Source organism: Streptomyces sp. NPDC015532, from assembly GCF_043078065.1.
Lineage (GTDB): Bacteria > Actinomycetota > Actinomycetes > Streptomycetales > Streptomycetaceae > Streptomyces.
Genome location: NZ_JBIBSY010000007.1, coordinates 340,163 through 361,759, shown reverse-complemented (window position 1 = coordinate 361,759; position 21,597 = coordinate 340,163). Strand labels below are relative to the sequence as shown.

The following is a 21,597-nucleotide window of genomic DNA, read 5'->3' as shown; positions in this document are numbered from 1 at the left end:
TACCGAGACGGGATTTACGCGACCGCGTCGTGCAGCCGGGACGCCTGCTTGTCCTTGACCGGGCCGATGACCGCCAGCGAGGGGCGCTGTCCGAGGACGTCCCGGGCGATGGAGCGGACCTCGTCCGGGGTGACCGACGCTATCCGGGCGAGCATGTCGTCGACCGACATCTGCTCGCCCCAGCACAGCTCACTCTTGCCGATCCGGTTCATCAGCGCGCCGGTGTCCTCCAGGCCGAGGACCGTGGAGCCCTGGAGCTGGCCGATGGCGCGGCCGATCTCGTCGTCCGAGAGGCCGTGCTCGGCGACCTGGTCCAGTTCGTCGCGGCAGAGCTTGAGGACGTCGTGGACCTGGCTCGGGCGGCAGCCCGCGTAGACGCCGAAGAGGCCGCAGTCGGCGAAGCCCGAGGTGTACGAGTACACGCTGTAGGCCAGGCCGCGCTTCTCGCGGACCTCCTGGAACAGGCGCGAGGACATGCCGCCGCCGAGCGCGGTGTTCAGGACGCCGAGGGCCCAGCGGCGGTCGTCGGTGCGGGCCAGGCCCGGCATGCCGAGGACGACGTGGGCCTGTTCGGTCTTGCGGCCGAGGAGTTCGACGCGGCCCGCGGTGCGGATGCTGCGCCGGCCGTCGCGCGGGGCGATGGGGGCCGCCTCGGCGTTCTTGAAGGCGCCGGCCTTCTCGAAGGCGGCACGGACCTGGCGTACGACCTTGTTGTGGTCGACGTTGCCCGCGCAGGCGACGACGAGGTGCGTCGGGTCGTAGTGCTTCTTGTAGAAGCGGCGGATGCGGTCCGCGGTCAGGGCGTTGACGGTGTTGACCGTGCCGAGGACCGGACGGCCGAGGGGGGTGTCGCCGAGCATGGTGTGCGCGAACAGGTCGTGCACGCAGTCGCCCGGGTCGTCCTCGGTCATCGCGATCTCTTCGAGGATCGCGCCGCGTTCGACGTTGACGTCGTCCTCGAGGATGAGCGAGCCGGTCAGCATGTCGCAGACGACGTCGATGGCCAGCGGCAGGTCGGTGTCGAGCACGCGTGCGTAGTAGCACGTGTACTCCTTGGCCGTGAACGCGTTCATCTCGCCGCCGACCGCGTCGATCGCCGAGGAGATGTCCAGGGCGGACCTGCGGCTGGTGCCCTTGAAGAGCAGGTGCTCCAGGTAGTGCGTGGCGCCGTTCAGGGTCGGCGTCTCGTCGCGGGAGCCCACGTGCGCCCAGATGCCGAACGTCGCGGAGCGCACGGAGGGGAGCGTCTCGGTGACGATGCGCAGACCGCCGGGCAGGGTGGTCTTGCGGACCGTGCCGATGCCGTTCGCGCCCTTGATGAGGGTTTGGGTACGGGCGACGGCCCGCGCCTCCGAAGAGGTGCGGGCCGTCGTCGTGGAGCTACTCGACGTCACTGGTCGGTGTCGTCCTTCTTCTCATCGTCGCCTTCGCCCTCGATCACGGGGATCAGGGAGAGCTTGCCGCGGGAGTCGATCTCGGCGATCTCGACCTGGACCTTGGAGCCCACGCCGACGACGTCCTCGACGTTCTCCACGCGCTTGCCGCCGGCGAGCTTGCGGATCTGCGAGATGTGCAGCAGACCGTCCTTGCCCGGGAGCAGCGACACGAACGCACCGAAGGTCGTCGTCTTCACGACGGTGCCCAGGTAGCGCTCGCCGACCTCCGGCATGGTCGGGTTGGCGATCGCGTTGATCGTGGCGCGCGCGGCCTCGGCCTGCGAGCCCTGGGCGGCACCGATGTAGATGGTGCCGTCGTCCTCGATCGTGATGTCGGCGCCGGTGTCCTCCTGGATCTGGTTGATCATCTTGCCCTTGGGGCCGATGACCTCACCGATCTTGTCCACGGGGATCTTGACGGTGATGATCCGCGGGGCGTTCGGGGACATCTCGTCCGGCGTGTCGATCGCTTCCATCATCACGTCGAGGATGTGGAGGCGGGCGTCGCGGGCCTGCTTGAGGGCCGCGGCCAGGACGGAGGCGGGGATGCCGTCCAGCTTCGTGTCGAGCTGGAGGGCGGTCACGAACTCCTTGGTGCCGGCGACCTTGAAGTCCATGTCACCGAAGGCGTCCTCCGCACCGAGGATGTCGGTGAGGGCGACGTAGTGCGTCTGGCCGTCGATCTCCTGGGAGATCAGACCCATGGCGATACCCGCGACGGCGGCCTTCAGCGGCACACCGGCGTTGAGCAGCGACATGGTGGAGGCGCAGACCGAGCCCATGGACGTCGAGCCGTTGGAGCCGAGGGCCTCGGACACCTGACGGATCGCGTAGGGGAACTCCTCGCGGGTCGGCAGGACCGGCACGATCGCGCGCTCGGCGAGCGCGCCGTGGCCGATCTCGCGGCGCTTCGGGGAGCCGACGCGGCCCGTCTCACCGACGGAGTACGGCGGGAAGTTGTAGTTGTGCATGTAGCGCTTGCGGGTCACCGGGGAGAGGGTGTCCAGCTGCTGCTCCATGCGGAGCATGTTGAGGGTGGTGACGCCCAGGATCTGGGTCTCGCCACGCTCGAACAGCGCCGAGCCGTGCACGCGCGGGATGGCCTCGACCTCGGCGGCCAGCGTACGGATGTCCGTGACGCCGCGGCCGTCGATGCGGACCTTGTCCTTGATGACGCGCTCGCGGACCAGCTTCTTGGTCAGCGCGCGGTACGCGGCGGAGATCTCCTTCTCGCGACCCTCGAACTGCGGGAGCAGCTTCTCGGCGGCGATCTCCTTGACGCGGTCCAGCTCGGCCTCGCGGTCCTGCTTGCCGGCGATGGTGAGCGCCTGGGCGAGCTCGCTCTTGACCGCGGCGGTCAGGGCCTCGAAGACGTCGTCCTGGTAGTCCAGGAAGATCGGGAACTCACCGGTCGGCTTGGCGGCCTTGGCGGCGAGGTCCGACTGCGCCTTGCACAGGACCTTGATGAAGGGCTTCGCGGCGTCGAGGCCGGCGGCCACGACCTCCTCGGTCGGCGCCTCGGCGCCACCCTGGACGAGCGTGATCGTCTTGTCGGTGGCCTCGGCCTCGACCATCATGATCGCGACGTCGCCGTCCTCCAGGACGCGACCGGCGACGACCATGTCGAAGACGGCGTCCTCGAGCTCGGTGTGCGTCGGGAACGCGACCCACTGGCCGTTGATCAGCGCGACGCGGACGCCGCCGACCGGGCCGGAGAAGGGCAGACCGGCCAGCTGCGTGGACGCGGACGCGGCGTTGATCGCCACGACGTCGTACAGGTGGTCGGGGTTGAGGGCCATGATCGTCGCGACGACCTGGATCTCGTTGCGAAGGCCCTTCTTGAAGGACGGACGCAGCGGGCGGTCGATCAGGCGACAGGTGAGGATCGCGTCCTCGGAGGGACGGCCCTCACGGCGGAAGAAGCTGCCGGGGATCTTGCCGGCGGCGTACATCCGCTCCTCGACGTCCACCGTCAGGGGGAAGAAGTCGAGCTGGTCCTTGGGCTTCTTCGAAGCGGTGGTGGCCGACAGCACCATGGTGTCGTCGTCCAGGTACGCGACGGCGGAGCCGGCGGCCTGCCTGGCCAGCCTGCCCGTCTCGAAGCGGATGGTGCGGGTGCCGAAGGAACCGTTGTCGATAACGGCCTCGGCGTAGTGGGTCTCGTTCTCCACTAGCGTTTTCTCCTCGTCTTCGTCCCGTCCTGCCCGTGTGGCAGGGGGACGGTGGCGGAGAGGCGCTCCTTCTCGTGCGGGCCGGTCTTCGATCGAAGCACCCGGGGCTCTGACGCCCGGGGGCCACTACCGAGGACCGGCGGCGATGAGGCGCGCTTCTCCTCGTTCGTTGTCGTGAGATGCCCTACCCGGCGGGTACGGCGTCGTCACGCTGTGTTCGTCCGTGCTGTTTCCTGCGTATTGCGTTGTGCTACCACACTACAAAGCGTCGGTGACACTCCGCACGTAGAGAGCACCTGAGGCAGCACGTACAGCAAAAGGAGCGGTCCCCAAGAAGTGGGAACCGCTCCCTTCACGGCGTCTTACTTGGCGCCGCCGGCCGCACCACGGCGGATGCCCAGGCGGTCGACCAGCGCACGGAAGCGCTGGATGTCCTTCTTGGCCAGGTACTGAAGCAGGCGGCGACGCTGACCGACCAGGATCAGAAGACCACGGCGGGAGTGGTGGTCGTGCTTGTGGGTCTTGAGGTGCTCGGTCAGGTCCGAGATCCGGCGCGAAAGCATGGCGACCTGGACCTCGGGGGAGCCGGTGTCGCCCTCCTTCTGACCGAACTCGCTGATGAGCTGCTTCTTCGTAGCGGCGTCGAGCGGCACGCTTACTCCTTGTAGTCTCGTGTCTGCCACCGAGTGCCCCTGGTCGAATTCTCAGGGGAGCTTCCGTGACTCGGAAGGCGGGGATCCGCTGGGCGCGGCCTCCAGAGCAGCGCTCCGGGGGTGCGTACACAAACGGCCGTTACACAGGGTACCAGCCTGGGCGGATACGTCGGTCCGGGTCCACGAACCTTCCCGGACGGCGCTGACCGGGCCACTAGGGTGACGGCAGGGTCATTCGTACGTGGGGAAGGGGCCGGCGAACATGGCCGAGGAGACGGAGAACGACGTCAAGGCGCGCAAGGAGCGGGAGAAGGACGAACTCTACGCGCTCGACATCTCGGGGGTCGCGTGGGAGAGCGCGCCGGGCACCGAGGAGCACGAGGAGCGGGTCGAGATCGCGCATCTGCCCGGGGGCGCGGTGGCCATGAGGTCGTCGCTCGAACCGGGGACGGTCCTCCGGTACACGGAGGCGGAGTGGCGGGCCTTCGTGCTGGGCGCGCGGGACGGCGAGTTCGACCTGGAGCCGGCTTCGCACGCGGGTGGTGCGCCGGCGGAGTAGCGGGCCGTCGGGAACTCAGGGGCCGGTGCGGAGACATGTCCGCGGCGGCCCTTTTCTCTGTCCGCCTCCCGGCGCGTCCGCGAGAGGCGCGTGCGCGCCGGGCGGGCGACCGTGCGACAAGTGGCCCTGCGGGTGCCGTTGTTTGTCCGCTTTCGAGTCAATAGTGAGCGTGCGTACGCCACTTCTGGGCAGGGTGTGCCGTAACGGGCCGCCGCGGTGCGGTGGACGGGCCTGCCCGGCGAACAGTCATGGTGATTAGGCTGGGACGGGACGCGACGTCTGAACCCGTGGACGGGGGGCTCGCGTTATCCGGGGGGCCGGTCAAATCGGGCGGTCTCGTACGCACTTCGGGCGGCCTCGGTCGTCCGCGAACGTCAGCGGACGACAAGCAGACGGTCGGCCCGGCACGGCTTGAGGGTGCTCGACCACACCAGGAGGAATTGTGAACAGCGATCGGGACGGGATCCGCGGGGGCTGGGCGACGCCCGGCGATGACCAGTCCGACGCCGAGTCCGCCGTCGAGACGACGGGCGAGTTCACCATCGACTACGCGCCGCCCGCCTGGTACACGCAGAACGCCTCGGACGGTTCCGGGGATTCGGGGGGCACGGGCGACGCGGGGGACTCGGAAGGTCCGGCGGACTCGGCGGAGCCGGAGGAATCCGACGGCTCGAAGGCGTCCGGGGACGTGGAGGAGTCCGAGGAGCCGCGGGATTCGCGGGATCCGGAGGACTCGGCACCTGCCGGTGGCGCGACGGCTGCGGAGAGCACGACGGCCGCGGACGGACCGCCGGCCGCTGCGGTGACCGGCCCGGCGCCCGCCGACGGCCCCGAGACCGTCCTCCCGCCCGTCGTACAGCCTCACGTCGGGCAGCCCGACGTCGTACAGCCTCAGGTGCCCGTGGCGGCGGCTCCGGTCGCCGATGCCGGTGGCCCGACCGCTCTGCCGAACCTTCCCGCGGGCGGCTTCCCGGCGCCGTGGACGCCTGCCGCTCCGCCCGCCGCCTCCGATGCCGCTCCCGACGTACAGGATTCCGGGAGCGGGGACCTCGACAGCGGGGCGACCATGCGGTTCTCCGCTGTCGCGCTGAAGCGTGAGATCGCGGACCGGACGGCTTCCGAGGACGCCGGGGCCGGGGACGCTCCGGCCCGTGACGCCCAGACCGAGGCCGGCACCGGCGAAGGTGACGACCGGGACGGCGACGAGAGCACCGTGCGGGGCGAGGACGAAGCCGGCACCCCGGTCACAGCCGTGCCCGTGGTCCGGCCGGATCACGAGGACCGGTCCGGGCAGCAGGTGCCCGCCCAGCCCGTGGCCGCTCCCGAGCCCGCCCCCGCCATCGATCCCGTGCTCGCCTACCAGTCCCTGGAGGCGGCCTCCCAGTCCCAGCGCGCGGGCGTGGCCGACGAACCGGTGACGGACCGGGCCGCCGAAGCCGATGCCGCTTCCCCCGACGCCGAGTCCGTCGAGGAACCGGGCGCCACGTCGGCCGGAACCGGCGAAGAAGCCCGGGACAGGGCCGCCGACGCCGTGCCGCCGGGCTCATCGGACGACGAGACCGGTACCGACGCCGGTGCCCACGGGGTCGGCGACGTCGAACTCCAGGACGCCCCGCTCCAGGACGGCGAGCCCCAGGACGCGGTACCCGTGGTCCGCCCGGAGGAGCCCGAGAGGGTGCGGGACACGCCTCCCGTCTGGGCTCCGCCGCCGCTGCCGCAGGGTGGGCTGCCGCCGTTGCCGCCCGCCTACCAGCCCGCGGCCCCCGCACCGGCTCCGCAGTGGCCCGCCGCCACGGAGCCCCCGCCGGCCGCGCAGGACCGGGTGCCGTACCAGGCGCCGATGCCGCAGCAGGCACCCGAGGCCCCGGCCCCGGGCCAGCCCTTCCAGGCCCCGGCCGCACAGTCCCCCGCCCCCGGCCAGCCTTTCCAGCCGCCCGCTCCGGCGCCGGGTCAGCCCTTCCAGGCCCCGGCACCGCAGGCTCCCGCGCCCGGCCAGCCCTTCCAGGCCCCCGCTCCGGCACCCGCTCCAGCCCCGGGCGAACACTTCCAGCCCCCGGCCGCACAGTCCCCCGCCCCCGGCCAGCCTTTCCAGCCGCCCGCGTCGGCGCCCGCTCCGGCCCCCGGCCAGCCCTTCCAGCCCCCGGCACCGCAGCCAGTGCCGTCGGCGTGGTCCTCGCCGGGTGCTCCCGGTCCCGCGGGTTCGCCTCAGGCGCCCGCGCCCGTGCCGCCGGCGGACTTCGAGAACGCCGTGCCCGCTCCCCCGCAGGCCGCCCATCCCTCGGCAGCACCCGCTGCTCCCGCCCCCGCGGCCCCGGCCGCGCCTCAGCAGGGCAGTTACGGCTTCCCCCAGTCCGGCGCCCCCGACCCTGCCTACGCCCCGCAGGGCGGCTACGGCTTCCCGGTGCCCGGCCCGTCCGCTCCGGCGGCCCCGGCCCCGGGCTACGGCTTCCCGCAGCAGAACGCCCCGGCCCCGGAACAGCAGGCACCCGTCCCGCCCGCTCCCGTACCGGGCTACGGATTCCCCCAGCCGAACACCGCACCCCAGGACCAGCCGCCGGCCCACCCCGCCGCCGGCCCACAGGCACCCGGCTACGGATTCCCGCAGCCCGCCCCGGTCCCGGAACAGCAGGCACCCGTCCAACCCGCCCCGGCCGCCCCGCCGGTGTCGGACGCCGCGCCGCCGCACGCTCCGGCTCCCGGTTCTCAGCAGGGCTACGGATTCCCGCAGCAGGCGGCCGGCTCACCCGCGCCGCAGCCCGGCTACGACCTCGCGCAGCCGCAGGCCCCCGCGTCGGCCGCCCCGCCGTACCCGGCGCCCGCGCAGCAGCCCCCCGCGCCGACCGCCCCGGTCGACCCGCGGACCGGTACCGCCTGGCCACAGCCCGTGCGGCACGATCAGCGGCAGCCGACCAACCCCGGTGCGGCCCCGCTCGGTTACACCGCGGCGGTGGAGCTGTCCTCGGACCGGCTGCTCAACAACAAGAAGCAGAAGGTCAAGAGCGGTCGTCCGACCGCCGCCTCGTCGCGTTTCAAGCTGGGCGGAAAGAAGGAAGAGGCCGAGCGGCAGCGGAAGCTGGAGCTGATCCGGACCCCGGTGCTCTCCTGCTACCGGATCGCCGTCATCAGTCTCAAGGGCGGTGTCGGCAAGACGACCACGACCACCGCGCTCGGCTCCACGCTCGCCACCGAGCGCCAGGACAAGATCCTCGCCATCGACGCCAACCCGGACGCCGGCACGCTCGGCCGCCGGGTGCGTCGCGAGACCGGCGCCACCATTCGTGACCTCGTGCAGGCGATCCCGTACATCAACTCGTACATGGACATCCGGCGGTTCACCTCCCAGGCGCCCTCCGGGCTGGAGATCATCGCCAACGACGTCGACCCGGCCGTGTCCACGGCCTTCAACGACGAGGACTACCGGCGCGCGATCGACGTCCTGGGCAAGCAGTACCCGATCATCCTGACCGACTCAGGAACCGGTCTGCTGTACAGCGCCATGCGCGGGGTGCTCGATCTCGCCGACCAGCTCATCATCATCTCGACGCCGTCCGTGGACGGGGCGAGCAGCGCCAGCACGACGCTGGACTGGCTCTCGGCGCACGGCTACGCGGACCTCGTCTCACGGTCGATCACGGTCATCTCCGGCGTGCGCGACACCGGCAAGATGATCAAGGTCGACGACATCGTCAGCCACTTCGAGACGCGCTGCCGCGGGGTCGTGGTCGTGCCGTTCGACGAGCACCTGTCCGCGGGCGCCGAGGTCGACCTCGACATGATGCGGCCGAAGGTGCGTGAGGCGTACTTCAACCTCTCGGCGATGGTCGCCGAGGACTTCGCGCGGCACCAGCAGTCGCACGGGCTGTGGACGAACGACGGCAACCCGCCGCCGGTGGCCGCGCCGCCGATGCCGGGTCAGTACGTTCCCGGACAGCAGGCTCCCGGACCGTACGGGCCCGGGCAGCAGGTTCCGGGTCAGCCCGCGCCGGGGCAGGCTCCGCAGCAGCCCCAGCCCGGACAGCCGTACGACCGGCCGGGACAGCCCTATCCGCAGCAGCCCGGTCAGCCCTATCCGCAGGCGCCGGGGCAGGGATACGCGCAGCCGCCGCAGCCGGGGCAGCAGTTCCCGCCCGGACAGGCCTACCCGCCGAACCCGGGGCAGACCCCGCCGCCCCCGGCACCCCCGCAGCAGTAGGTCCGGCCGGCTCCGTGGAGGGGCCGGACACGGCGAAGACCCGCACCGTTCATGACGGTGCGGGTCTTCGCGTGCGTACGGGAGGGAATCCGGAGCAGGGACCGGGAGAGAACGGAGAGGCGGCGGGAGAGGGGCTACTCCCCGTCGTACGCCTCGATCAGTTCCAGCGAGCGCTTCACATCGTCGGTGATGGCCACCAGCAGCGCCTCGATGGAGTCGAACCTGGCCTGGCCGCGGACGAACGCGAGGAAGTCGACGGCGACGTGCAGACCGTAGAGGTCGAGACCGACACGGTCGATGGCGTACGCCTCCACCGTGCGCTCGGTGCCGTCGAACTGCGGGTTGGTGCCCACGGAGATCGCGGCGGGCATGGCCTCGCCCTGCGCGTGCAGCCAGCCGGCGTAGACACCGTCGGCGGGGATCGCGGTGTGCGGGAGGGTCTCGACGTTCGCCGTGGGGAAGCCGAGCTCCCGGCCGCGCTGGGCGCCGCGGACGACGACACCCTCGACGCGGTGCGGCCGGCCGAGGATCTCGCGCGCGCCCTCGACATCGCCCTCGGCGACGAGGCGCCGCGTGAGCGTCGAGGAGAACGGCTCGCCGCCGCCCGCCTCACCGGACACGAACAGGTCGACGACCTCGACCTCGAAGTCGTACGTCTCCCCCTGCTCGCGCAGGAAGCCGACGTTGCCCGCGGCCTTGTGGCCGAAGCGGAAGTTGGGGCCCTCGACGACCGCCTTGGCATACAGCTTGTCGACCAGCACCTTGGCCACGAAGTCGGCGGGCGACAGCTTCGAGAACTCGGTGGTGAACGGCAGGATGAGCAGGGCGTCGACGCCCAGTTCGGCCATCAGTTCGGCGCGGCGGTGATGCGGGGCGAGCAGGGGCGGGTGGCTGCCGGGGCGGACGACCTCGCTGGGGTGCGGGTCGAAGGTGACCACGACGGAGGGGACACCCAGCTCACGGGCGCGGTCCACGGCATGCCGGATGATCAGCTGGTGTCCGCGGTGCACCCCGTCGTAGGAACCGATGGTGACGACGCTGCGCCCCCAGTCCTCGGGGATGTCCTCCAAGCCACGCCAGCGCTGCACTGTGACCGCTCCTTGTCGAACCCGTGTCCGTCATTGCCTTATTCGCAGCTCTAAGGGTGCCATGCCGTGCGCTCTCGGCTTGCATCGGCATCGGGCTGTGACCGATCGCTCAGCGCCGCGGAGCGCGGTGCCGAGTTCGACGAGGTGCGTGGGTGCGGTTCAGGCGGGCGCCCTCGCCCCGGCCAGGTTCTCGATCAGGTGGCGGGTGCCGGGGCCGACGACTCCGTGCCACTCCCCGGGGGCGCCGGTCACCCAGCGGGCCAGCAGGGCGGCGAAGCCCGGAACGCGCCGGGCCAGGTCGGCCAGGCCCCGGTCGAGGGCGGTGGCCCCGGCCGGGGTGCGGACGAGGAGAAGGCCGACGCGGTGCACCAGCTCACGGGTGGGTTCCTCACCTCTGCGGTCGAGGCCGGCGGCGACGGCCCTCAGCACGGTGTCGAGAACAACCGGATCGCGCTCGTGCGCCAGCAGCAGATCGAGCAGTTCGCGCCGCAGCGGGGCCGGCGCCTGCTCTCCCGACGACGCGAGGACCTGGGCGAGCGCGCTCCGCACCGGCGCGCCGCAGGTCTCCAGCAGTCCGCTGACCAGGGAGAACAGCGCCCCAGGGGGAGCACTTCCGTGGTCGATGCGCCGGTCCACGTCCGCGGCCATGTAGGCGGCGACTCCGGGGCACAGCTCCACGGTCTCGCGCACCAGGGCGGCGACCGGGCGGGCCAGGGCGGGGGTGGTGACGTCGGCGAGGGCGCGCAGCAGCTCGCCCGTGTCGGGGCCGAGCCGCCGCAGCCGTTCGCGGAACGCGGCGAGCACGGGCTCCGGGTCGGTGGCGAGCGCGGCGGCCGGCGCGCTCGCCGGCAGCCGTGGGTCACCTGCCGCGAAGCGTTCCAGGGCCTGCGGCAGACACCGGGCACGCGCGAGCGGATCCTGTACGAGGATGCCGAGCGCCCCGCCGTGCAGGGTACGGTCGCCGGGACGGGCGAGCAGGGTGAGCGCGGCGTGCCGCAGCACTTCGCGGTCGGCCGGGGTGGCCGCGAAGGGTGCCGCGCGCAGCCCGAGGGTGAGGGCCGCCGCACGCCGCTCGGGCCGTTCGTCCCGCGCCCACCGGTCGACGGCCCGGCACACGGCCGACGGCTCCTCCTCGGCCAGCACGGCCAGCAGTTCGTCGCCCCGTGGATGGGCGCCCGTCAGGAGGGCCTCGGTCAGATCGTCCGGGGCGCGCCGCCGGTGCGCGTACAGCAGTGCCTGCGCGGCCGTCGCCACGGTCGCGTTCGGTGTCGCGGGCAGGGGCCGCTCGTCGTCGAACCAGCGGGTGAGGTGGCGGTGTACGGCGACGGGGTCGGCGGCGAGGAGACGGGAGACGGTGTCGAGATGGCGCGGGGCGGCGGGGGCCTCGCCCGGGTGCGGGGGCTCGGTGGCCGGGGCCCGGCGGGGGTCGGCGGCCACCAGGCGCCTGAGCAGGTCGAAGCGTTCCGTGTCCGGGACGGGCAGCGCCACCCAGAAGGCCGGGCCGAACGCGGGCGGTACGGCTCTGCCCTGCTGCCGCCACACCACGATCCGCTCGGCGAGGAGCCGCAGCGCGCCGAGGTACGGGGTCGCGTCGGGCACGCGGAGCAGGACGGTCGTGCAGAGGCGGGTCGCCCACCAGAGCGGGTCGCCGGGCGGGGCGGGTGCCTGGGGGCCCTGGACGGCGCCGTGCCGGGCGGTGAGCCGGTCCGGTGATTCGGGCAGCAGCTCGCCGACCGCGTGGACGAGGTCTTCGAGGCGGAGCGTCAGTTCGGCGGTGGCCTGTTGACGGGCCAGCAGGAGCAGGGTCTCGACGACGGGGCCGATCCTGTGGCCCGGGACCGGGAGGGTGCCGGCTCCGCGGGCGGGGGTCCTGGAGTCGCGGGCCCCGGTGCCGGAAGAGGCGTGCCGGGCACGGCGGGCGCGCCGGTGGCCGGACACCCTGCTCTCCGTACGGCCGACGTCGGTGCCGGTATCGGTGCCGGTATCCGGGCGGCTTCCGGTGCCGCGCCCGCGGTGGACGAGGCTGTCCAGCGCGGCGTCCAGGTCGAGGTGGGCGCCCTGGATCCAGTCGGCGAGCTCCTCGTGGGCGAAGCGGTAACCGTCACCGGCGGGGACGAGGAGCCCTTCGGTGAGGACGGCGGACGCCCAGCCGGTGATGCCCGCGAGATGTCCCCGGGCGGGACCCCAGGGAAAGACGCTCTCGAAGGAGGCCCGGTCCAGTTGGCCCTGTCCGGGGCCCAGGCAGCGCCGGGCGGCTTCGTGCACCTGGCCGGAGACCCGGGCCGCGAGCCGGCGGACGGCGGTGCCGCGCAGTCCGTTCGCCGCGGCGAGCCGGACCGCGACGCGCAGGCACATCAGGTCGAGGTGAGCGGCGAACACGTCGTCGCGGGCGAGTTGCCGGGCCGGAAGGTCCACGGGCGCGGCCCGCACCTCGGAGAGCAGGCGCAGCACCAGCGGACGGCGGGCGTCGGTCGGCGCGAGGGCACCTTCCGCAATCCCGGCACGCGTCCGCGCCAGTCGCCCCTCCTCCTCGGTCAGATCACCGAGCGGCACACACGCGGGCAGAGTCCCCCCGGCGTCCGGCGACGCGGGTCCGTCGGGGTCCGGCGTCCGCCGGCCGTCCGGGTCCGGCGCCGGGCGGTGCAGCACGGCCGCGGGAAACTCCGCCCCGGCCCGTTCCCAGAACTCCGCACGGCAGGCGACCACGAGTCGGGTGCCGGTCTCCGTCAGCCAGGCCGCCGTCGCCTCGGTCCAGGCGGGGAGCCGGTGGGCGAGTTCGGGGGGCATCTCCTCGGGGCCGTCGAGGAGGAACAGCAGCGGCCGGCCCGCGGCGTGCGCGGGCCCTGCCAGGGACTCCGGCGCGATGTCGCCGAGTTCGCCGCCGTATCCCTCGGGAGGCAGGACGCTCCCCCCGGCCGGGGACCGCCGCACGGCCGCCGTCCCGGTCGCTCCGGGGCTCTGCCGGGACGCGGCCACGATCCGTCCGGCACGCTCCAGGGCACGCGTCGCCGCGTCGGCCACCGAGGTGTCGTCGGCGCGCAGATCGGCGCCGCGCAGCCAGAGGGTGGGGGCCGGTCCGGGACCCCTCAGGCGGCGGGCGGCGAGGGCGGCCAGTTCCGTCGTACGGCCGCTGCCGGGCGGGCCGACGAGCCCGAGGACGACGGCGGGGCCGCTCTCGAAGGCCGCGAACTCCCTGCCGGCGTGGGCCCGTTCGACGATTCCGGGGTGTGCGCCCGCGGCGGCCGACGGGACCGGCGGGCGGGGCCCGTCCGAGCCCACCGAGGTCGCGGTGAGCTCCAGCGCGCCCGCGAGGTTCAGATCGGCGCCGTACGCGGGCACGGTGGCCGCGTTACGGGCCAGCAGTTCGGTGAGCGGCCCTACGCCGCCCCGCATGGGAACGGCGAGTCCGGGCGCCCGATGGCCCGCCGGGGTCTCCCCGGGCGCGGTGCCGTGCGGGGTGCGGGCGTGCAGGGCGGTGCCGACGACCGCCACCACGGCGCCGGTGCGGGCGTCCAGGACCGGTCCGCCGGTCGCTCCGCCGCCCGGCCTGAGCGCGTCCGCGCCCGCCGTGCCGATCGCCAACTCCAGTGCGCCGTGCAGGAGATGAGTCTCGCCGAGGGCCGGGTACGTCACGGGGGCGGAGCCCAGCACGCGCGCCTCGCGCCAGCCGCCCGCGGCGATCCTGACGTACGTGCCGGTCGCGACGCGGTCCCGCACGGTGACGGGGAGCGGGACGAGGCCGAGACCTTCGGTGCGTACGAGGGCCAGACCGAGGCCGGGCAGCGGTGTGACGGCGTCGGCGCCCAGCACGCAGGTGCGGTCGCCGGGGGCGTGCAGGACGAGTCGGGCCAGTCCGTCGACGGCCTCGTGGCTGGTGATCACGGTGCCGTGGTGGTCGGCCGCGAATCCCGTGCCGCGCGGCCGGCCGGCCGGGTCACAGACGCGTACGAGGGCGTCGTCCCCCGCCTGTCCGGCGTCGTCCGCCGCCTTGTCGTTCCCGGTCCGCGGGCCTCGCCCCGCCATACTCGAACCTCCCCGCCGTGCTCCTGCTCCGACGGTAGGGGCGAGGTGATCAGCGGGACAGATCGTGGGGCGAACGCGCCCCCCTCTACTCCCCCGGTTCACTCCGAGCGCCCGCCCGATGGGGTGAAAACGGCAGATGGGATGGATACACCCTTGGTGGGGGAACCGAGGGGGGACCGTGGAGCGGCGGGCACGAGACCCCGTGACCGCCGCTCCACGGGCAGAGTGTCCGCCCGGCCACGCGCCCGGCAGGGGCGCGCGGTTCCTCAGGCGAAGACGGCGAGGCTCTTGGCCTTGCCCTTCTGTTCCTCTACCAGCGCGAGGAACCGGCCCTCGGGGTCGAAGACCGCCACGGTGCCCTTGCCCGCGTACTCGTCGGGCATTTCGAGCCGGACGCCGTTGAGCAGCAGCCGGGCCCGCTTGGAGTCCACGTCCCAGCGCGGGAACGCGGCCGCAGCCGCGTCCGCGAGCGGCATCACCGTCAGCTCCTCCTGGAGCTGGTCGAGGGTGCGCGCGGCGTCCAGCTTGTACGGGCCGACGCGGGTGCGGCGCAGGGCGGTGAGGTGACCGCCGACGCCCAGGTCCGCGCCGAGGTCGCGGGCGATCGCCCGGATGTACGTCCCGGAGGAGCAGACGACGGAGACGACCAGGTCGAGCACCGGGGTGCCGTCCTCGGCGACCGCGTCACGGATGTCGTACACCGAGAACGACGAGATGGTCACCGGGCGGGCCGGGATCTCGAACTCCTCGCCCTCGCGTGCCCTCTTGTACGAGCGCACGCCGTCGATCTTGATGGCGCTGACCTTGGACGGCACCTGCATGATGGCGCCGGTCAGCTTGGCGACCCCGGCGTCGATCGCCTCGCGCTTCACGCCGGAGGCGTCCGTCGAGGAGGTGAGGTCGCCTTCGGCGTCGTCGGTCAGCGTGTTCTGGCCGAGCCGGATCGTGCCGAGGTACTCCTTCTCGGTGAGCGCGAGGTGCCCGAGGAGCTTGGTGGCCTTCTCGACGCCGAGGACGAGCACGCCCGTCGCCATGGGGTCGAGGGTGCCCGCGTGACCGACCCGGCGGGTTCTGGCGATCCCGCGCATCTTGGCGACCACGTCGTGCGAAGTGAAGCCCGACGGCTTGTCGACGATGACAAGCCCGTCGGGCGTTCTGGTCTGCTGCGTCATCGAGCCGAGTCGTCCTCGTCGTCCGAGTCGTCCGCGTCGTCTGCGTCGTCTGCGTCGTCTGCGTCGTCCTCGCCCGGCTTCTTGTACGGGTCCGCGTCGCCCGCGAAGGACGCGCCGGCCGAGACCTCGCGCACCTTCTCGTCCGAGGCCCGTGCCTTGTCGAGGAGGTCCTCGATGGTCTTGGCGGTGTCCGGCAGGGCGTCCGCGACGAACGTCAGCGTCGGCGTGAACTTCACGCCCGCCGCCGCGCCGACGGCCGAGCGGAGCACGCCCTTGGCGCTCTCCAGGCCCGCGGCCGCCTCGGCACGCTGCTCGTCGTCCCCGTACACCGTGTAGAAGACGGTGGCCTCCCGGAGGTCCCCGGTGACCCGGGTGTCCGTGATGGTGACGTGAGTGCCGAGCCGCGGGTCCTTGATCCCGCGCTGCAGCTTCTTGGCCACCACCTCTCGGATGAGGTCCGCCAGCCTCTTCGCCCGCGCGTTGTCGGCCACTGGTCCGTCTCCTTCTTCGCCTTGCGTGTTGCGTCGGTCTTCGTCAGTCTTCGTCGGTGTGGAGTCTGCGTCGTACCGACAGCAGTTCCACCTCCGGTCGCGCCGCGACCAGTCGTTCGCACCGGTCCAGTACGTCGGTCAGGTGCGTGGTGTCCCCGGAGACCACCGCCAGGCCGATCTCGGCCCTGCGGTGAAGGTCCTGGTTGCCCGTCTCGGCGGCACTCACCGCGTACTTCCGCTGGAGTTCGGCGACGATCGGCCGGACGAGAGAGCGTTTCTCCTTGAGCGAGTGAACGTCGCCGAGGAGCAGATCGAAGGACAGCGTCCCCACATACATGTGTAACCGGATGTCCCGCCGGTACGGGGTAGATGGCCTGCCAATGCACTTGGCAGGGACATCAGAACCGTACAACGAACCGTCGGCTCGCTCGACGGGGTTTCCGGGCCCGGGCCGTACGCCGGACGGGTGACCCGGCACGGCGGCCTCCCTGGGCCGGTCACGCGATTCCCCGCGCCCCGGGAAGGGACGCGGGGAATGGCGTGATCTCGCAAAAGCCAGGCTGGCCGGCGGTGACTGCTCACCGCCGGCCAGCCTGGGAACCGCTTTACGAGCGCGGCTTCTCGCGCATCTCGTACGTCGCGATGACGTCGTCGACCTTGATGTCGTTGAAGTTGCCGAGGTTGATACCGCCCTCGAACCCTTCGCGGATCTCGGTGACGTCGTCCTTGAAGCGACGCAGCCCGGAGATGTTGAGGCTCTCCGCGATGACCTTGCCGTCGCGGATGAGGCGCGCCTTGGTGTTGCGCTTGACCTCGCCCGAGCGGACCAGGACACCGGCGATGTTGCCCAGCTTGGACGACTTGAAGACCTCGCGGATCTCCGCCGTGCCGAGCTCGACCTCCTCGTACTCCGGCTTCAGCATGCCCTTCAGGGCCGCCTCGATCTCCTCGATGGCCTGGTAGATCACCGAGTAGTACCGGACGTCGACGCCCTCGCGCTCCGCCATCTGCGCCGCGCGGCCCGCAGCGCGGACGTTGAAGCCGATGACGATGGCGTCGGAGCCGGTCGCCAGGTTGATGTCGGACTCGGTGACCGCACCCACACCGCGGTGCAGGACACGGATGTCGACCTCGTCGCCGACGTCGAGCTGGAGCAGCGAGGACTCGAGAGCCTCCACCGAACCGGACGCGTCGCCCTTGATGATGAGGTTGAGTTCCTGCACCAGACCGGCCTTGAGGGCCTCGTCCAGGTTCTCCAGGGAGAACCGGACACCCCGGCGGGCGAAGTTGGCGTTGCGCTCGCGCGCCGCCCGCTTCTCGGCGATCTGACGCGCCGTGCGGTCCTCGTCGACGACCAGGAAGTTGTCGCCGGCGCCCGGGACGTTGGTGAGACCCAGGACCAGGACGGGGGTCGACGGACCCGCTTCCTCGACGTTGTTGCCGTTGTCGTCGAGCATCGCCCGGACACGGCCGTACGCGTCGCCGACCACCATGGTGTCGCCGATGCGCAGCGTGCCGCGCTGGACCAGGACCGTCGAAACGGCACCGCGGCCGCGGTCGAGGTGGGACTCGATCGCAATACCCTGCGCGTCCTGCTCCGGGTTGGCCCGCAGGTCGAGCGAGGCGTCCGCGGTCAGGACCACGGCCTCCAGCAGGGCGTCGATGTTCAGACCCTGCTTGGCGGAGATGTCGACGAACATCGTGTCGCCGCCGTACTCCTCGGCCACCAGACCGAACTCGGTGAGCTGACCGCGCACCTTGGTCGGGTCCGCGCCCTCGACGTCGATCTTGTTGACCGCGACCACGATCGGCACGTCGGCCGCCTTGGCGTGGTTCAGCGCCTCGATCGTCTGGGGCATCACGCCGTCGTTGGCCGCCACCACGAGGATCGCGATGTCGGTCGACTTGGCACCACGGGCACGCATGGCGGTGAACGCCTCGTGACCGGGGGTGTCGATGAAGGTGATCTTGCGCTCTTCACCGTTGACCTCGGTCGCGACCTGGTACGCACCGATGTGCTGCGTGATACCGCCGGCCTCGCCCGCGACGACGTTCGTCTTGCGGATGGTGTCGAGAAGGCGGGTCTTACCGTGGTCGACGTGACCCATGACGGTCACGACCGGCGGACGGACCACGAGGTCGTCCTCGTCGCCCTCGTCCTCGCCGAACTCGATGTCGAAGGACTCGAGCAGCTCGCGGTCCTCCTCCTCGGGGCTGACGATCTCGAGGACGAAGTTCATCTCGTCCGCGAGGAGCTTCAGCGTCTCGTCGGAGACGGACTGCGTGGCAGTGACCATCTCGCCGAGGTTCATCATCACGCCGACGAGCGACGCCGGGTTGGCGCCGATCTTCTCGGCGAAGTCGGTGAGGGAGGCACCGCGCGACAGGCGGACGGACTGTCCGTTGCCGCGAGGCAGCATCACGCCGCCGACGGACGGGGCCTGCATGGCCTCGTATTCCTGGCGCCTCTGCCGCTTCGACTTGCGACCACGACGCGCGGGACCGCCGGGACGGCCGAACGCACCCTGTGTGCCACCACGGCCACCGGGACCACCCGGACGACCGCCGAAGCCGGGACGGCCACCGCCGCCACCGCCGGGACCGCCGGGACGACCGGCGAAACCGCCGCCACCGCCACCGGGACCACCGGGACGGCCGGCGAAGCCGCCGCCACCGCCACCGGGACCGGCCGGACGGCCGGCGAAGCCGCCGCCGGGACGACCGCCGCCACCGGGACCACCGGGACGACCGCCGCCGGCACCCGGACCACGGCCACCGGGGCCGCCGCCGGGACGCGGGCTGCCCGCGGCAGGACGCTGAGGCATCATGCCGGGGTTCGGGCGGTTACCGCCCGGACCGCCGCCGGGACGCGGAGCGCCACCCTGCGGGCGAGGCATACCGCCCGGAGTCGGACGGGCACCGCCCGGACCGCCCTGCGGACGCGGAGCGCCGCCGGGACCGCCCTGGGGACGGGGAGCACGGTCCTGGCCGCCCGCGCCCTGCGGACGCGGGCCACCGGGGGCACCGGCGCCACCGGGACGCGGGGCACCACCCGGACGGGGCGTCTGCGGACGCGCCATGCCGGTGGAACCACCAGAGGTGAACGGGTTGTTGCCCGGACGGGGACCGGCCGGACGGGCACCGGGACGCGGAGCCTGGCCGGCGGGACGCGGAGCGCCCTGACGGTCGCCGCGCTCGGGACGGTCGCCACGACCCTGACCACCCTGACCGGGACCACCGGCCGGACGGGCACCGGGACGCGGGGCCTGGCCGGCGGGACGCGGAGCGCCCGGACGGGGACCCGCGGCGGGAGCCGAGGAGGTCTGCTGCGGCGCGGCCGGCGCCGACGGGGGCGCGGTGAACTCGGCCGCGACCGGGGCCGGAGCCGCCGGAGCGGGCTTCGGGGCCGGCTTGGGACCCGGCGTCGGGCGCGGGCCCGAGGCTGCCGGGGTCACCGGAGCGGCTGCGGGCGTCTCGGCCGCGGCCGGCTTCGGGGCCGGCGGGCGCGGGGCGGCCGGACGGGCCGCCTGCGCCGGAGAGGGGGCGCCCGGCTTCGCCGGGGCAGCCTTGCGCGGGGCGGGCTTGCCGCCACCGTTGCCCTGCTGGAGGGCATCTGTCAGTTTGCGTACGACGGGGGCCTCGATCGTCGAGGACGCCGAACGGACGAATTCACCGAGTTCTTGGAGCTTGGCCATGACGACCTTGCTCTCTACGCCGAACTCCTTGGCGAGTTCGTATACCCGGACCTTAGCCACTTCGCTCCTTTTAGGTCCGGGTCTGCGTCCGGACCGTCGCTACTTCATGGGCGTACTCATCGCGTGCTCATCGAGTGCTCATCGCAATCTCGACCTACTTCCAACTCGCGGAATACCAGGGCCGCACGGGGGTTCCGTACGACGCTTCTTACGGTGTTGCCTGCTCGACGTAGAGACGCAACGCCGCTGTGTCGAGCGGTCCCGGGGCGCGCAGCGCCCGTGGGATCGCCCGGCGGCGGACCGCCAGATCGAGACAGACCAGAACGGGATGCACGTACGCACCCCGGCCGGGCAGCGTACCGCGATGATCGGGGGCACATTCGCCCTCGACCGCCACGATGCGCAGCAAGTCTCTCTTGGCCGCTCGCTCCCGGCACCCCACACAGGTGCGTTCAGGGCATGCGCGGGCTCGCGTCCGGCCAGACACTCTTAAGTCTACCTCCCCGTACCGACCTCACCCCTTTGGGGCAAGAATCGAACGGTTGTTGTCGTGATGTAAGCGATGCGCGGGCCGGATCTATTCCCGGTCTATTCCCCGCGCTGCTCGCCCGGCTGCTCGGTGTCCGGACGGATGTCGATCCGCCAGCCCGTGAGGCGGGCGGCGAGGCGGGCGTTCTGGCCCTCCTTGCCGATCGCCAGCGACAGCTGGTAGTCGGGGACCGTCACGCGCGCGGAGCGGGCCGCGAGGTCGACGACCTCGACCTTGGAGACCCGGGCCGGGGACAGCGCGTTGGCCACCATGTCCGCCGGGTCGTCCGACCAGTCGACGATGTCGATCTTCTCGCCGTTCAGCTCGGCCATGACATTGCGCACCCGGCCGCCCATGGGGCCGATGCAGGCGCCCTTGGCGTTCAGACCGCTGCGGTTGGACCGGACGGCGATCTTCGTGCGGTGGCCGGCCTCACGGGCGATGGCGGCGATCTCGACGGAACCGTCGGCGATCTCCGGCACCTCCAGCGCGAAGAGCTTCTTCACGAGGTTGGGGTGCGTACGGGACAGGGTCACGGACGGACCGCGGACACCCTTGGCCACCCGGACGACGTACGAGCGAAGCCGCAGGCCGTGCTCGTAGTGCTCGCCGGGGACCTGCTCCTGCACCGGCAGGATGGCCTCCAGCTTGCCGATGTCCACGAGCACGTTCTTCGGGTCGCGGCCCTGCTGGACCACTCCGGTGACGATGTCGCCCTCGCGGCCGGCGTACTCGCCGAGGGTCGCGTCGTCCTCGGCGTCCCGCAGGCGCTGCAGGATGACCTGCTTGGCGGTGGTGGCGGCGATCCGGCCGAACCCCGAGGGGGTGTCGTCGAACTCGCGGGCCTCCTGCCCCTCCTCCAGGTCCTCGGGGTCCTCCTTCGCCCACACGGTCACATGGCCGGTCTCCCGGTCGAGTTTCACGCGCGCGCGCCGGCGGCTTCCCTCGGTGCGGTGGTAGGCGATGAGGAGGGCCGACTCGATCGCCTCGACCAGCAGGTCGAAGGAGATCTCCTTCTCCCGCACCAGACCCCGCAGGGCACTCATGTCGATGTCCACGGCTACGCCTCCTCTTCCTTCTTGTCCTTGCGGCTGAACTCGACCTGGACGCGGGCCTTGACGATGTCCCCGAAGGCGAGGTGCCTGGCGGTGGGCTTGCGCCCCTTCACGCCCGGCACCTCGACATCGAGACCGTCGTCCTCGACCCGCAGGATCCTCGCGAGCAGTTCGCCGTCCTCCGCCAGCTGGAACTTCACCAGGCGGTCGGTGGCGCGTACGTAGTGACGGTGCTCCTTGAGCTCGCGCTCGGCACCGGGGGTTCCGACCTCGAGGGTGTACTCGCCCGCACCCATCGCGTCGGTCTCGTCGAGCTTCGCCGAGAGCGCGCGGCTCACATCGGCGATCGCGTCCAGGTCGGCACCTTCGTCCGAGTCGACGACGACGCGCAGGACACGCTTGCGGCCTACTGACTCCACTTCGATCTCTTCGAGATCGAGGCCCTGGGAGCTCACGAGCGGATCCAGGAGTTCTCGAAGCCTCTCGCTCTGGGTCGTGCTCATCCGGGTGACTCCTCGGCCGCGTGTGCTGTT

At 72.3% G+C, this 21,597-nt stretch carries 14 protein-coding genes; 2 read left to right on the top strand and 12 right to left on the bottom strand.

Features of this window, described 5'->3' with window-relative positions; translation table 11 throughout:
- Positions 1-14 precede the first annotated feature (14 nt).
- The 3 genes from ACF07B_RS23460 to rpsO form a co-directional block, all read right to left on the bottom strand.
- Positions 15-1,394 (bottom strand): pitrilysin family protein, encoded by a 1,380-nt coding sequence (locus ACF07B_RS23460; protein WP_326785149.1) that lies wholly within the window; start codon positions 1,392-1,394, stop codon positions 15-17.
- Positions 1,391-3,607 (bottom strand): polyribonucleotide nucleotidyltransferase, encoded by a 2,217-nt coding sequence (locus ACF07B_RS23455; protein WP_392180359.1) that lies wholly within the window; start codon positions 3,605-3,607, stop codon positions 1,391-1,393. Before ACF07B_RS23455 ends, ACF07B_RS23460 begins: the two co-directional genes overlap by 4 nt.
- A 362-nt stretch (positions 3,608-3,969) precedes the next feature.
- A complete protein-coding gene (gene rpsO, locus ACF07B_RS23450; RefSeq protein WP_081219736.1) occupies positions 3,970-4,260 on the bottom strand; it encodes a 30S ribosomal protein S15 in 291 nt (96 codons plus the stop codon).
- Positions 4,261-4,522: 262 nt separating this feature from the next.
- Here rpsO and ACF07B_RS23445 point away from each other — a divergent pair, with 262 nt between their 5' ends.
- Complete coding sequence (locus ACF07B_RS23445) at positions 4,523-4,819, top strand: DUF397 domain-containing protein (protein WP_362391371.1); 297 nt, start codon at positions 4,523-4,525, stop codon at positions 4,817-4,819.
- 442 nt (positions 4,820-5,261) lie between these two features.
- Positions 5,262-9,011: an SCO5717 family growth-regulating ATPase gene (locus tag ACF07B_RS23440; RefSeq protein WP_392180358.1), complete on the top strand. Its 3,750-nt coding sequence runs from the start codon at positions 5,262-5,264 to the stop codon at positions 9,009-9,011.
- Between the two features lie 134 nt (positions 9,012-9,145).
- On the opposite strand, the gene ACF07B_RS23435 is transcribed toward ACF07B_RS23440, so the two are convergent.
- The 9 genes from ACF07B_RS23435 to rimP form a co-directional block, all read right to left on the bottom strand.
- Entirely contained in the window at positions 9,146-10,099 is a 954-nt protein-coding gene (locus ACF07B_RS23435) for a bifunctional riboflavin kinase/FAD synthetase (protein WP_392180357.1), read from the bottom strand.
- Positions 10,100-10,258: 159 nt separating this feature from the next.
- Positions 10,259-14,122, bottom strand: coding sequence for a serine protease (locus tag ACF07B_RS23430; protein WP_392180356.1), 3,864 nt, complete (start codon positions 14,120-14,122; stop codon positions 10,259-10,261).
- Positions 14,123-14,388: 266 nt separating this feature from the next.
- On the bottom strand, positions 14,389-15,294 hold the full coding sequence (gene truB / locus ACF07B_RS23425; RefSeq protein ID WP_392180355.1) for a tRNA pseudouridine(55) synthase TruB: 906 nt from the start codon (positions 15,292-15,294) through the stop codon (positions 14,389-14,391).
- Positions 15,291-15,785: a 30S ribosome-binding factor RbfA gene (gene rbfA, locus ACF07B_RS23420; RefSeq protein WP_392180354.1), complete on the bottom strand. Its 495-nt coding sequence runs from the start codon at positions 15,783-15,785 to the stop codon at positions 15,291-15,293. Before rbfA ends, truB begins: the two co-directional genes overlap by 4 nt.
- Positions 15,786-15,828: 43 nt before the next feature.
- Positions 15,829-16,122: a DUF503 domain-containing protein gene (locus ACF07B_RS23415; protein WP_351552929.1), complete on the bottom strand. Its 294-nt coding sequence runs from the start codon at positions 16,120-16,122 to the stop codon at positions 15,829-15,831.
- 268 nt (positions 16,123-16,390) lie between these two features.
- Positions 16,391-19,540 (bottom strand): translation initiation factor IF-2, encoded by a 3,150-nt coding sequence (infB, locus tag ACF07B_RS23410; RefSeq protein WP_392180353.1) that lies wholly within the window; start codon positions 19,538-19,540, stop codon positions 16,391-16,393.
- Positions 19,541-19,688: 148 nt separating this feature from the next.
- Complete coding sequence (locus ACF07B_RS23405) at positions 19,689-19,967, bottom strand: YlxR family protein (protein WP_351869824.1); 279 nt, start codon at positions 19,965-19,967, stop codon at positions 19,689-19,691.
- 101 nt (positions 19,968-20,068) lie between these two features.
- Positions 20,069-21,067 (bottom strand): transcription termination factor NusA, encoded by a 999-nt coding sequence (gene nusA, locus ACF07B_RS23400; protein WP_362391385.1) that lies wholly within the window; start codon positions 21,065-21,067, stop codon positions 20,069-20,071.
- A 2-nt stretch (positions 21,068-21,069) separates the two neighbouring features.
- Positions 21,070-21,567: a ribosome maturation factor RimP gene (gene rimP, locus ACF07B_RS23395; protein WP_362391387.1), complete on the bottom strand. Its 498-nt coding sequence runs from the start codon at positions 21,565-21,567 to the stop codon at positions 21,070-21,072.
- Between the last annotated feature and the right edge of the window lie 30 nt (positions 21,568-21,597).